Source organism: Gryllotalpicola sp., from assembly GCF_027352875.1.
Lineage (GTDB): Bacteria > Actinomycetota > Actinomycetes > Actinomycetales > Microbacteriaceae > Gryllotalpicola.
In genome coordinates this window covers 1-12,563 of the sequence record NZ_DAIEII010000056.1, presented here as the reverse complement: position 1 = coordinate 12,563, position 12,563 = coordinate 1, and the positions used below count along the sequence as shown (strand labels likewise).

Here is a 12,563-nt window from a genome sequence, read left to right as displayed (position 1 = left end):
GAGGTTCACGGCGCCGAGCGGGCCGAGCGAGTCGCCGCCGCGGCGGGCGCCGCCGCCGCCCTGGCGGCCGCCGAACGTCCCGACCTCTGGCAGGGTACGCGAACCGTCCGGCTCGGTCTCGGCGCCGTCGCCAGCGCCGCTGTCGTGCCGGGCGAGGCGGCCGATGCCGCCGAAGCCGATCTGCAGCGCGTCGCGGGCGTCCTCGAGGACGCGCCGCTGGCCGTCGACGCGACACTCGGCGTCGCGGTATGCGGCCCGGCGCTGCTTGCGACGGCGCTCGCCCGCGCCCTCGTCGTGCAGCTCGCCGCCCAGCTCGCACCGGGCGATCTCACGATGCGCGGCAGCGATCCTGAATGGGACTGGCTCGAGCTGCTGCCGCACACCCGGGGCACCGGGCCCGAACTCGTGGTCGGCGCCGGCGCGGGAAGCGCCGGGATCGCGGTGTTCCGCTCCGGCGAGGACGTCCCGCCCGGTTTCGCAACGGTCGTCGAGGTGCACGACATCGACAAGGCGGTGGTGCTCGTCGGCCGGGGCGAACGACCGGATGGCGACCGCTTCGCCCCCGAACTCGTGAGTCGTACCGCCGCCGTCGAGTTCGCGCAGCGGCTGGAGCGCCGCACGGGCGGGACGGCCCGGACGATCCCTGTGGAGCTCGCCTGGGCCGACCTTGCTCCGGCCCTGGGGTCGACGCTCGCCGCGACCTTCGCAGCCGATGCGTCGGGACCCGTCGCGGTCGACCTCGTCGAGCACGGTCCGCACGCGATCGTCGCCGGCGCCACGGGAAGCGGCAAGAGCGAGCTCCTCATCTCGTGGGTGCTCGGCATGGTCGCATCCCGCGCTCCCGCCGAGGTCAACATCCTTCTCGTCGACTTCAAGGGTGGCACTGCCTTTCGGCCGCTCGCCGCGCTGCCGCACGTCGTCGGGCTCATCACCGACCTCGCCGGGCCCGAGGCCGATCGGGCCCTGCGCAGCCTCTCCGCCGAGGTGCGCCGCCGCGAGTGCATCCTCGCCGAGCACGTCGCCCGAGACATCGCGGACATCCCTGGCGTCCTGCCGCGGCTCGTCGTCGTGGTCGACGAGTTCGCGGCCCTCCTCGAGGCGCACGAGGCGCTCGGCCCGCTCTTCACCGACATCGCGGCGCGCGGCCGCGCGCTCGGCATCCATCTCGTGCTCGCCACGCAGCGCCCGGCCGGAGTCGTGCGTGACGCGCTCGCCGCCAACTGTGCGCTTCGGCTCAGCCTGCGCGTGCACTCCGCCGCCGACAGCCGCTGGGTGATCGGGGCGGACGCCGCCGCGGCCCTGCCCGCCGACCGCCGCGGTCGCGCCGTCATCCGCCTCGGCGAGGAGCTGCGCGAGGTGCAGATCGCCCGCGCCGCCGCCGCTGACATCGCGGCGCTCGCCGGCGATGCCGAGGTGTGGCGGCCGTGGCTCGACCCGCTGCCCGCGGTTCTTGATGCGGCGGAGCTGACCGACCCGGCCGCGGTCGGCCTCCTCGACGCGCCCGACGAGCAGCGCCGCGATCTCGTCGTGCTCGATCGCGACACCATGCCGCTGCTCGTGCTCGGCGGGCAGCGCTCCGGCAAGACCTCGCTGCTGCGTGCGATCGCCGAACGGCATCCGGGCGAGGCGCTCTACGCTGACGGCGACCCGGAGCGCGCCTGGGACGCGCTCGAAACCGCCGTCCGGCGCTGCGACGAGCCGGGGCAGCCGCTGCTTCTCCTCGTCGACGACGTCGACGCCGTTCTCGGGCGCCTGACCGACGAGCAGCAGCTCGTCTGGACGGACCGGCTCGGCCGGGTGCTGCGCGACGGCACCGGTGCCGGCGTGCACGCGGTCGTCGCGGCGCAGCGGATCCCCGCGGCGCTGCGCTCGACCCTGGCGCTCGCGCGCGAGACCGTGCTGCTGCGCCTGCCGAGTCGTCAGGAGCACGTCTTCGCGGGCGGGGCGCCGGAGACTTTCGACGAGCGGATGCCGCCGGGCGGCGGTGTCTGGCGTTCCCGGCGCGTCCAGTTCGCGGCTCCGGCGGCCGACCAGGAGGTGCCGCGGCCTGCGCGCGCCGAGCCGGTGACCGCCTCGGGCGGTCTTGTCATCGTCGCGCGCTCCGGCGCCCGGGCCCGCGCCGCCGCGGAGACGCTCGGCGCCCGCGAGGTCGTCGATCTCGGCGGCGGCGACGGCGACGCACCGTCCGCTCTCGCGGCCCACGCGGTCGCGATCGGCGATCCGGACGCCTGGCTGCGGCACCTGGTTCCGCTGCAGGCGCTCCGGCAGCGGCATCCTGTCGTCTTCCTCGGCTGTGAGGCGGCTGACGTGCGCCAAGTGCTCCGCTCGAGGGTCGCGCTGCCGCCGCTGGCCGGCACGGGCCGCTGCTGGGTCGCGCTTCCCGGCGGCGCGGTGGTGCGGGGAGCCCTTCCCGCGATGTCGGCGCGCTGACGAGACGGCCGGGTGCTACGCGAGCGCCGCGGCGAGCGATCCGGCCGCGAGACCGTGCGCTTCGGCGACGGGAGCGCTGACGATCTCGCCGGCGTGCACGTTGAGGCCCTTCGCCAGCGCTTCGTCGGCGGCGAGCGCGGCCTTCCAGCCGTTGTCGGCGATCGCGAGGATGTAGCGCAGCGTCGCATTGGTCAGCGCGTAGGTCGAGGTCTGAGCGACTGCCCCCGGCATGTTCGCGACGCAGTAGAAGATCGAACCGTGCACCGGGAACGTCGGGTCGGTATGCGTCGTCGGGTGGGTGTCCTCGAAGCAGCCGCCCTGGTCCACCGCGATGTCCACGAGCACGCTGCCGGGCCGCATCCGCGCGACATGGGCGTTGGTGACGAGCTTCGGCGCCTTCGCGCCGGGGATGAGCACCGAGCCGATGACGAGGTCGGCACCCAGCACGGCCTTCTCGATCTCCAACGGGTTCGAGACGATCGTCATGATGCGGCCCCGGTAGAGGTCGTCGAGCTGGCGGAGCCGGTCGATGTTGGTGTCGAGAACGGTCACCCGGGCGCCGAGGCCGACGGCGGTGACGATGGCGTTGGAGCCGGCTACTCCGGCCCCGATGATGACGACGTCGGCCGGGCGGGTGCCCGGGACGCCGGGGATGAGCAGGCCGGGGCCGCCGGCAGGCTTCATCATCGTCGCGGCGCCCACGATGGGGGCGAGACGGCCCGCGACCTCGCTCATCGGGGCGAGCAGCGGCAGGGTCCGGTTCGGAAGCTGCACCGTCTCGTAGGCGATCGCCGTGACTCCCGAGGCGACGAGCGCCTCGGTGAGCGGGCGGTCGGCCGCGAGGTGGAGATAGGTGAAGATCGCCAGGTCGTCGCGGAAGTACCCGTACTCCGTCGCGATCGGCTCCTTGACCTTGAGGACGAGCTCGGCGCCACTCCACACTGCCGCGGCATCGGCCTCGATCGTTGCGCCTGCCGCGGCGTATTCGGCATCCGCGATCGACGAGCCGAGGCCCGCTCCCTGCTCCACGACGACGGCGTGACCCGCGGCGACGAGGGCGTGCACGCCCGACGGCGTGATGGCGACCCGGAACTCGTTGTCCTTGATCTCGGCCGGGATGGCGATGCGCATAGTTCTCCTCGATGAAGGGCCGGGGAAGGGGGTATCACAAGGCTAGCCGGTTCCGATGAGGAAATCGACCGCAAAAACTCCCGAGTGCAACCGATTCCGCTCCAATAGACGGATTTGACCGCGGAATCGGTCGTCTCCGCCAAATCCTCCGTCTCCCCTCCGCTGCCCGCGAATCGCCAGAAGCGCAGGAAGGAAGGGTGGCCGTTCCGGCACTCCTGGCCGCTCGCGACCGGAACGCAGGGGTGGCTACAACGCGGCGAGGGCCTCGTCGATGATCGCCGTCGCCTCAGCGAGGTGGGCGTCGGTGACGGCGAGCGAGGGCAGGAAGCGCAGCACATTGCCGAAGGTGCCTGCGCTGAGCAGCAGCAGACCCTGTTGAGCGGCGTACGCGATGATCGCGGACACCGCCTCCGGGTAGGGGGTCGTCGTGCCGGGGTGGACGAGCTCGATCGCCTGCATGGCACCGATGCCGCGCACCTCCCCGATCACGGGATGCTTCGCGGCCAACGCCTCGAGCAGCGGACGGAAGGCCGCCTCGATGCGCCGGGCCTCGCCGAGCAATCCCTTGGTCTCGATCTCGTCGAAGACCGCGATCGCCGCGGCGCACGCCACCGGGTTGCCTCCGAAGGTGCCGCCGAGGCCTCCGGCATGGGCGGCGTCCATGATCTCGGCCCGCCCGGTGACGGCTGCGAGCGGCAGGCCTCCCGCGATGCCCTTCGCCGAGAGCACGATGTCGGGGACGATGCCGAAGTGCTCGCTGGCGTAGTACGCGCCGGTGCGGGCCATCCCGCTCTGGATCTCGTCGGCGACGAAGACGACGCCGTTCGCCGTGCACCAGTCGACGAGGGCGCTCAGGTAGCCGTCCGCCGGCACCATGAAGCCGCCTTCGCCCTGGATGGGCTCGACGACGAGGGCGGCGAGGTCGGCGGCCCCGACGTGCTTCTCCAGGACCTCGATGGTGCGCGTCGCGGCCTCGGCCCCCGTGAGGCCGTCACGGAACGGGTACGAGCCCGGCACGCTGTAGACGTCGGGCGCGAACGGGCCGAATCCGAACGAGTAGGGGTTCGCCTTGTACGTCATCGCCATCGTGAGGTTCGTGCGGCCGTGGTACGAGTGGTCGAGCACCGCGACGGCCCTCCGGCCGGTGTGCTTGCGGGCGATCTTCACCGCGTTCTCGACGGCCTCGGCGCCCGAGTTGATGAGCACCGTCTTCTTTGCGAAGTCTCCGGGGGTGTGTGCGGCGAGCAACTCGGCGACGCGCAGATAGCTCTCGTAGGGAGTGATGGTGAACATGCCGTGGGTGAGCAGACCGAGCTGCTTCTCGGCCGCCTCGACCACCGCCGCCTCGGTGTGGCCGATCGTCGTGACGCCGATGCCCGCACCGAAGTCGAGGAACTGGTTGCCGTCGACGTCGACGAGAATCGCGCCGTTGGCGTGCGAGAGGTAGACCGGCAGCGCCGTCGAGACGCCGTTCGCGACCGCGGCGAGCTTGCGCTGGTGGAGTTCGCGCGATTTCGGCCCGGGAATCTCGGTGACGATGCGGCGCTCCTGTGCGACGGTGAACGTGAACGGTGATGCGGGGGCAGCGGTCTCGGCGAGCATGTCGGTCATGACGCCCAAGTTTAGATTGGCCGTATGAACCTCTCCCATCGTTACCAGGTCTCCCTCGAGTGGACGGGCGACCGCGGCACCGGGACGAGCGCCTACCGCGCCTACGGCCGCGACCACACGGTGCGCGCGGTCGGCAAGGACGACATCCTTGGTTCGGCGGATCCGGCGTTCTTCGGGGCGGCGTCGAGGTGGAATCCGGAGGAGATGCTGCTCGCCGCGCTCGCGCAGTGCCACCTGCTGAGCTATCTCCACGTCGCGGTGCTGCGCGGGGTGCGCGTGGTCGGCTATACCGACGACGCTCTGGGCACGATGGCACTGGATGAGAACGGCGGCGGGCGCTTCACCGAGGCGGTGCTGAGGCCCCGGGTGGTCGTGGCGGATGCCGCGATGATCGAGACCGCGATCGCGATCCACCACGAGGCGCACGAGAAGTGCTTCATCGCGTCGAGCGTGAACTTCCCGGTGCGGACGGAACCCGTGGCCGTCGCCCGCTGAGGGCTATTCGTCGAAGGGCAGCTCCGGCTTGCCACGGTGCTTGATCGCGCGGCGGATGCGCTCGCGCGTCGTCGCGGGCGGCGCCTCGTTGTAGAGGCCGGCCTCCTCCTGGCCGCTGAGCTTCTGGATGGCGGCCATGATCTCGTCAGTGGCCTCGCGGCGCGCCCGCCCCGAGCCGGCATCCCCGTAGTGCGAGAGGTCGAGAGGGGCGCCGAACTCGACGGTGATGCGCGTGAAGCGCGGGAACTTCGCGTCGACCGGCAGCATCTCGTTGGTGCCCTTGAGGCCGACCGGCACCACCGGCGCCCCGGTCGCGAGCGCCAGCCACGCCACGCCGGTCCTGCCCTTGTAGAGCCGGCCGTCGCGTGAGCGCGTGCCCTCGGGGTAGAGCGCGAGCGCCGTGCCCGACTCGATGATGCGGCGGGATTGCTCAAGCGCGCCCTGCGCCGCCTGCCCCGCCGCACGGTCGAGCGGCACCGCGCCCGCCGCGGAGAAGAAGGCGCGCTGGAACCATCCGCTGAAGCCCTTGCCCGTGAAGTAGGAGGACTTGGCGAGGAACTGGACCCGGCGAGGAGCCAGCATCGGGATCGCGATCGAGTCGATGAACGAGAGGTGGTTGCTCGCCAGGATGAGCGGGCCCTTCTTCGGCACGTTCTTCTTGCCGAGGACGCGGGGCCGCCAGATCAGGCGGGCGATCGGGGCGACGACGGCTCTGCCGAAGAGATAGAGGCCGTCGTCGGTCTGCGCGATCTCGTCGTCTGGCACCCTCCCGAGGGTAGTGCCGGAACCATGCCGAGGGGGGAATGGCAGGAGCGGGAAAGGTTGGTCCGGTAGCTTGAGGGACTGTGCCGCGTCTTCCTCGCCCCGTCGCCCTGTCCGCCGTCGCCGCGGCCGCGGCAGCAGCCCTGCTGCTCGCGGGCTGCTCGAGCTCGCCCGGTTCCGCTCCCGCCAGCGCCGCGCCGGCGACGACCGCTGCTGCATCGACCGCCGCGGCCGCTCCTGCGTGCACGACGACGGCATCGGGCGCCGTCTCCGACTCGGTCAGGGTCGCGGCGGACTCGGTCAAGGCACCGACCGTGACCGTGCCGAGCCGTTTCACGGCCGGCGCGCTCCAGCGGACCGTCCTCGACCACGGCACCGGCGCCAAGGTCGCCGCCGGCGACACCGTCCAGGTCGACTTCGCCCTCTACAACAGCACGGGCAAGGCGATCGTCACCGAGGGCTGGGACTCGCCGAATGTTTCGCCTCTCCTACCCGTCGGCACGAGGGCGCTGCTGCCCGGTCTCGACGCGCTGTTCGCCTGCGGCGCCGTGGGCGACCGTGCCCTCGTCACGAGCTCGGCGGCGGCCTCCTTCGGCGCCGGGGCCGACGTGACGCACTACGGCCTCAAGAGCGCCACCGACTCGATCGTGTGGGTGGGCAAGATCGTGAGCATCCTGCCGGTCGCGGCTGTCGACGGGCCTGCCGCCGGATTCCCCACGGTGAAGCTCGCCTCGAACGGCAAGCCCACTATCGCCGTGCCGACCGGTGTCGCAGCGCCGACGCAGACCGAGGTCGAGGTGCTCAAGAAGGGCACCGGCGCCATCGTCGGATCGGCCGACACCGTCACGGTGAAGTATCAGGGCGTCATCTGGAAGTCCGGCAAGGTCTTCGACCAGAGCTACACCCGCTCGCCCGACACCAGCGCCTTCGCGGTCACGCAGGTCGTCCCGGGCTTCTCCAAGGCGCTCGTCGGCCGCACCGTCGGCTCGCAGATCGTCGTCGTCATCCCGCCGTCGGACGGCTACGGCTCGGCCGGCAACTCGACGGCCGGAATCGCCGGAACCGATGACCTCGTGTTCTTCATCGAGATCGAGAAGACCGCGGCGACCGCCGCCCAGTAGCGTGGCACCGTGCGACGCGTAGTCATCCTCGGGTCGACCGGCTCGATCGGCACCCAGGCGCTCGACGTCATCCGCGCGAACCGCGACCGCTTCGAGGTCGTCGCTCTGACGGCGGGATCGGATGCTGCTGGCCTCGCGACGCAGGCCGCCGAGTTCGGCGTCTCCCGCATCGCGCTCGGTGCGCAGGCGGCCGAGGATCTCGTGCGCGAGGTCGAGGCGGACGTCGTCCTCAACGGCATCACCGGCTCGGTCGGGCTCGGCCCGACACTGGCCGCGCTGGAGACCGGCCGCACCCTCGCGCTCGCCAACAAGGAGAGCCTCATCGTCGGTGGCGCGCTCGTCACCGCGCGCGCCGCGCCCGGCCAGATCGTGCCGGTGGATTCCGAGCACTCCGCCCTCGCCCAGGCGCTCCTCGCCGGCACCCCCGACGAGGTGCGACGGCTCGTCCTCACGGCGTCCGGTGGACCGTTCCGCGGGCGCTCCCGCGAATCGCTCACCGACGTGACCCCCCGCGAGGCCCTCGCCCACCCCACCTGGGACATGGGCCTCATGGTGACGACGAACTCGGCGACGCTCGTCAACAAGGGCCTCGAGGTCATCGAGGCGCACCTGCTCTTCGGCATCCCGTACGACCGCATCGATGTCGTCGTGCACCCGCAGTCGTACGTGCACTCGATGGTCGAGTTCGTCGACGGCTCGACGATCGCGCAGGCGTCGCCGCCCGACATGCGCCTGCCGATCTCGCTCGGCCTCGACTGGCCGCATCGCGTGCCCGGCGCCGGCGCGCCCATCGACTGGGCGACGGCGCGCGAGTGGACCTTCGAGCCGCTCGATTCCGAGGCGTTCCCGTCGGTCGCGCTCGCCAAGCGGGCGGGTGAGGCGGGGTCGACCTATCCGGCGGTGTTCAACGCGGCGAACGAGGAGGCGGTGCACGCCTTCCACGCGGGCCGCATCGGATTCCTGCGGATCCTCGCCACCGTCGAGGCCGTCGTCGACGCGCACGAGCCTGCGGGCGTGCTCACCCGCGAGTCGCTCGCCGAGGCGGAGCGCTGGGCGCGCGAGGCCGCGGAACGGGTTATCGCTACGGGAGTGTGACGCCCGCGGTCGACTCCACGAAGGACTTGAACGCGGCCGCATTGGCCCAGCCCGTTGTCACGGACGACGCCGGCGCGTACTGCTTGCCGTTGACGATGACCGTCGGCGTCCCGGTGATCTTGGCGATGGACGGGGTCGTGTTCGGGAGCGGGCTGGCCGGATTGGTGTTCGCGTCGGGTCCCATCACGCGGGCGGTCGCCGCCGAGACCCAGCCGACGTAGGTCTGGTTCCTGATGCAGTCGGCGATCGTCGTGTCGGTCGCGCCGACGCCTTGCACCACGGAGATGATCTGGTCGTCGGTCTTTCCGCTGCCGTTCTCCGCCGGCTGGTTCTGGTACAGCGCTTTGTTCACAGCGAAGAAATCGGCCGGGGCGTAGTTCGCGACGCACGCCATCGCGTTCGCGGCGCGGGTCGAATACTTGTTGCCGTTGGACGAGGAGTCGAGGAACGAGATCGGGTGGATCTCCACGTCGACGAGGCCGGCGTCGAGCCAGGCGGCGAGCTGCGTGTCGTTGCCGGTGTCGATCTGCCCGCTGGCCGGATCGCCCCCGCTCTCGAAGTCGTTGCAGATCGGGCACTGCAGGTCCTCGTAGATCGTGATGTGGACCTTCGCCTTGAGCGTCGCCTGGTCGGTCGGCGTGTCGACGCCGCCGTTCGCGATGGCGCCCGTCGTGACGTTCTTCGTCGTGCCGGTGAGCACGATGCCGTCGCTGATCATGTTCGCCGGGCCTGCGGTGTTCGCGGGTGGAACGGGCTTGGTGACCTGCACCACGATGACGACGACGATCGCTGCGACGATGAGGATCGCCAGGCCCACCGAGCCCTGCACGATGAAGCGGTTGCGGCGCCGTTTCTTCTGCTCCACCTCGCGCATGATGCGCGCCTTTTCGCGCGCCGCGCTCTGACGGTCGGCCTTGCTCGGGCGGGCGGCGTTGGACATGCAGAAAAGCCTAGGGGACGGTCATTAGCCTCAAGCTGTGGAATCCGCCCTGCTCTTCCTCCTCGGCGTCGTCGTCATCGTCGTCGGCCTCGCCGTCTCGATCGGATTGCACGAGCTCGGCCATCTGAGCTTCGCGAAGCTCTTCGGCGTCAAGGTCACGCAGTACTTCGTCGGCTTCGGGCGCACCATCTGGTCGCGCAAGAAGGGCGAGACCGAGTGGGGTTTCAAGTGGATCCCTCTCGGCGGCTACATCGCGATGACCGGCATGTTCCCCCCCGCGCCGGCGGGCCGGAGCGGGAAGCGCACCTGGGTGCAGCGCCTCGTCGACAGCGCCAGGCAGTCGAGCGCCGAGACCGTGCAGCCCGGGGAGGAGGGGCGCACCTTCTCCTCGAAGGCGCCGTGGCAGCGCATCATCATCATGCTCGGCGGCCCGGTCGCGAACCTGCTCATCGCCGTCGTCCTCATCTTCGTCATCGGCGTGGGCATCGGGGTGCCGAGCGCGTCGACGACCTTGGCCTCGGTCGCCGAGTGCCTCAAGCCGGCATCCGCGTCGACTTCGGCGACATGCTCGTCGGGCGATCCGGCCGCCCCCGCGGCCGTGGCGGGGCTGCGGGCCGGCGACCGCATCGTCTCGGTGGACGGCGCGCCGATCACGTCGTGGGATCAGCTCTCGACCCTCATCCAGGGCGCGCCCGGAAAGGCCCTGTCGGTCACCGTCGACCGCGCCGGCCAGAACATCCCGTTGACCGTCACGCCGGAGCTCTCGCAGAAGCAGGTCGCCGATGCATCCGGCCACCTCACCACCATCGAAGCCGGCGTCATCGGCATCAGCCCCGGCGAGATGTACGTGCGCCAGAGCCCCGTGACCGTGCTGCCGATGACCGGCCGCGCACTGCAGCAGATCACCGGTGTCGTGCTCGACCTGCCGAGCCGCATGGTTCAGGTGTGGAACGCGGCGTTCTCGAGCGCGCCGCGCGACCCCAATGGGCCTGTCGGCCTCATCGGCGTCGGGCGCTTTGCCGGCGACACGGCGGCGAACACCGCGCTGCCGGTCCTCGACCGGCTGTCGTGGCTGCTCAACATCCTCGCGACCCTCAACCTGTCGCTCTTCGTCTTCAACCTCATCCCGCTGCTGCCGCTCGACGGCGGCCACGTGCTCGGCGCGCTCTGGGAATGGGTGAAGCGCGGATTCTTCGCGGTGTTCCGCCGCGGAGCGAAGGCGAAGCCGGTCGATATGGCGAAGCTCATGCCGCTCACCGCGGTCGTGGTCACCGTGCTCATCGCGATGGAGCTGCTGTTGGCGTACGCCGATCTCGTCAAGCCGGTGACGGCCGGCTAACACCCGAGGAGGCGCCTCATTTCGTGGTTCCTGCGCATGCCATGCCACGAATCGCGGCGGCTCGCTGAACGCCTTTGAAACCTAGGATTGACACCGTGCCCGCAATCAACCTCGGCATGCCCAAGGCGCCTGAAGTGCTCGCGCCGCGCCGGGCATCCCGCCAGATCAAGGTCGGCAAGGTGCTCGTCGGCGGGGATGCCCCCGTCAGCGTGCAATCCATGACGACGACACCGACGACGAACATCAACGCGACGCTGCAGCAGATCGCCGAGCTCACCGCCGCCGGCTGCGACATCGTGCGTGTCGCGGTGCCCAGCCGCGACGACGCCGAGGCGCTGCCCATCATCGCGGCGAAGAGCCAGATCCCGGTCATCGCCGATATCCACTTCCAGCCCGCCTACGTCTTCGCCGCTATCGACGCGGGGTGTGCGGCCGTGCGCGTGAACCCGGGCAACATCCGCAAGTTCGACGGCCAGGTCGGCGAGATCGCCCGCCGTGCGAAGGCGGCCGGAGTGAGCCTCCGCATCGGCGTCAACGCCGGATCGCTTGAGCCGAGCCTGCTGCAGAAGTACGGCAAGGCCACTCCGGAGGCGCTCGTCGAGTCGGCGGTGTGGGAGGCCTCGCTCTTCGAGGAGCACGACTTCCACGATTTCAAGATCTCGGTCAAGCACAACGACCCCGTCGTCATGGTCAAGGCATACCGCTTGCTCGCCGAGCGCGGCGACTGGCCGCTGCACCTCGGCGTCACCGAGGCCGGCCCCGCGTTCCAGGGCACGATCAAGAGCGCGACGGCGTTCGGCATCCTGCTCGCCGAGGGCATCGGCGACACCATCCGCGTCTCGCTCTCGGCCCCGCCGGTCGAGGAGGTCAAGGTCGGCCTGCAGATCCTGCAGTCCCTCAACCTGCGCGAGCGCAAGCTCGAGATCGTGTCATGCCCGTCCTGCGGGCGCGCTCAGGTCGACGTCTACACGCTCGCCAACAGCGTCACCGAAGGACTGCAGGGCATGAGCGTGCCGCTGCGCGTCGCCGTGATGGGATGCGTCGTCAACGGCCCCGGCGAGGCGCGCGAGGCCGATCTCGGCGTGGCATCCGGCAACGGCAAGGGGCAGATCTTCGTGCGTGGCGAGGTCGTCAAGACCGTGCCCGAGAGTGAGATCGTCGCGACCCTCATCGCTGAGGCGAACCGCCTCGCCGACGAGATGGGTGCCGATGGTGCGCTCGGCGAGCCTGTCGTCACCGTCGGGCACTGAGGCCCGAGTGTCGGCGTTCCGCGGTATCCCGGCGCATGGCGGAGCACCGGCTCGCCACCCGGTGGATCGATGAGCGCTCTCGACGCCGTTGCGCGCGTCCTCGATCTGGCCGACCGCGTCCTCGAGCCGGTGGAGCCGCTGCTCAAGTTCCTCGACGTCGTCGGGGCGGGTCGGCAGGCGCGGCATCGCGGCGACGAGGAGGCGGTCGAGAGCGGGCGGGTGCGGCGCGCGTTCGCCGCGGTCATGGTTCTGCTCGCCGTCGTCGCCGCAGTCGACTTCGTCGCCGCGATCGTGGCGTTCAGCCTGCCCGAGGTGTCGTGGCTGCCGCGGATGCGCAGCGTCATCGTGCTGCTCATCACGCTGTCGCTGTTCTACTTCGTGTGGCGCTC

10 protein-coding genes and 1 pseudogene are annotated in these 12,563 nt (G+C 70.9%); 7 read left to right on the top strand and 4 right to left on the bottom strand.

Annotated features, from left to right (window positions below):
- Window positions 1-2,430 (top strand): FtsK/SpoIIIE domain-containing protein (locus M7D61_RS06765; RefSeq protein WP_298228848.1); only part of this gene is annotated, 2,430 nt, incomplete at its 5' end.
- A gap of 15 nt (window positions 2,431-2,445) precedes the next feature.
- Here the strand turns inward: M7D61_RS06765 and ald are convergent.
- Together ald and gabT are read right to left on the bottom strand one after the other, a co-directional pair.
- Window positions 2,446-3,561 carry an alanine dehydrogenase gene (ald, locus tag M7D61_RS06760; protein ID WP_298228846.1) on the bottom strand — a complete coding sequence of 372 codons (1,116 nt, stop codon included), beginning with the start codon at window positions 3,559-3,561 and terminating at the stop codon, window positions 2,446-2,448.
- Between the two features lie 246 nt (window positions 3,562-3,807).
- A complete protein-coding gene (gene gabT, locus M7D61_RS06755; RefSeq protein WP_298228843.1) occupies window positions 3,808-5,172 on the bottom strand; it encodes a 4-aminobutyrate--2-oxoglutarate transaminase in 1,365 nt (454 codons plus the stop codon).
- Window positions 5,173-5,196: 24 nt separating this feature from the next.
- Here gabT and M7D61_RS06750 point away from each other — a divergent pair, with 24 nt between their 5' ends.
- Window positions 5,197-5,667, top strand: coding sequence for an OsmC family protein (locus tag M7D61_RS06750; protein WP_298228842.1), 471 nt, complete (start codon window positions 5,197-5,199; stop codon window positions 5,665-5,667).
- 3 nt (window positions 5,668-5,670) lie between these two features.
- On the opposite strand, the gene M7D61_RS06745 is transcribed toward M7D61_RS06750, so the two are convergent.
- Window positions 5,671-6,432: a lysophospholipid acyltransferase family protein gene (locus tag M7D61_RS06745; RefSeq protein WP_298228840.1), complete on the bottom strand. Its 762-nt coding sequence runs from the start codon at window positions 6,430-6,432 to the stop codon at window positions 5,671-5,673.
- An 80-nt stretch (window positions 6,433-6,512) separates the two neighbouring features.
- On the opposite strand from M7D61_RS06745, the gene M7D61_RS06740 reads away from it, so the two are divergent.
- Window positions 6,513-7,550, top strand: coding sequence for an FKBP-type peptidyl-prolyl cis-trans isomerase (locus tag M7D61_RS06740; protein ID WP_298228838.1), 1,038 nt, complete (start codon window positions 6,513-6,515; stop codon window positions 7,548-7,550).
- A gap of 9 nt (window positions 7,551-7,559) precedes the next feature.
- Window positions 7,560-8,645 carry a 1-deoxy-D-xylulose-5-phosphate reductoisomerase gene (gene dxr / locus M7D61_RS06735; protein ID WP_298228836.1) on the top strand — a complete coding sequence of 362 codons (1,086 nt, stop codon included), beginning with the start codon at window positions 7,560-7,562 and terminating at the stop codon, window positions 8,643-8,645.
- Here dxr and M7D61_RS06730 read toward each other — a convergent pair.
- The gene (locus M7D61_RS06730) at window positions 8,632-9,585 is read right to left on the bottom strand and encodes a thioredoxin domain-containing protein (protein ID WP_298228835.1); all 954 of its coding nucleotides are present in this window, start codon (window positions 9,583-9,585) and stop codon (window positions 8,632-8,634) included. The two genes, dxr and M7D61_RS06730, sit on opposite strands and share 14 nt — an antisense overlap.
- Before the next feature lie 37 nt (window positions 9,586-9,622).
- Here M7D61_RS06730 and M7D61_RS06725 point away from each other — a divergent pair, with 37 nt between their 5' ends.
- From M7D61_RS06725 to M7D61_RS06715, 3 genes and pseudogenes are all read left to right on the top strand, one after another.
- Window positions 9,623-10,924, top strand: a complete 1,302-nt coding sequence (locus tag M7D61_RS06725) for a M50 family metallopeptidase (RefSeq protein WP_298228833.1) — start codon at window positions 9,623-9,625, stop codon at window positions 10,922-10,924.
- Window positions 10,925-11,019: 95 nt separating this feature from the next.
- Entirely contained in the window at window positions 11,020-12,174 is a 1,155-nt protein-coding gene (ispG, locus tag M7D61_RS06720) for a flavodoxin-dependent (E)-4-hydroxy-3-methylbut-2-enyl-diphosphate synthase (protein ID WP_298228831.1), read from the top strand.
- 69 nt (window positions 12,175-12,243) lie between these two features.
- A pseudogene (locus tag M7D61_RS06715) lies at window positions 12,244-12,563 on the top strand (hypothetical protein); the annotation flags it as partial.

Bases quoted from the DNA above. Each gene is read 5' to 3' on its own strand.
- ald (WP_298228846.1), bottom strand. From the start codon at position 3,561: ATGCGCATCGCCATCCCGGCCGAGATCAAGGACAACGAGTTCCGGGTC.
- gabT (WP_298228843.1), bottom strand. From the start codon at position 5,172: ATGACCGACATGCTCGCCGAGACCGCTGCCCCCGCATCACCGTTCACG.
- M7D61_RS06750 (WP_298228842.1), top strand. From the start codon at position 5,197: ATGAACCTCTCCCATCGTTACCAGGTCTCCCTCGAGTGGACGGGCGAC.
- M7D61_RS06730 (WP_298228835.1), bottom strand. From the start codon at position 9,585: ATGTCCAACGCCGCCCGCCCGAGCAAGGCCGACCGTCAGAGCGCGGCG.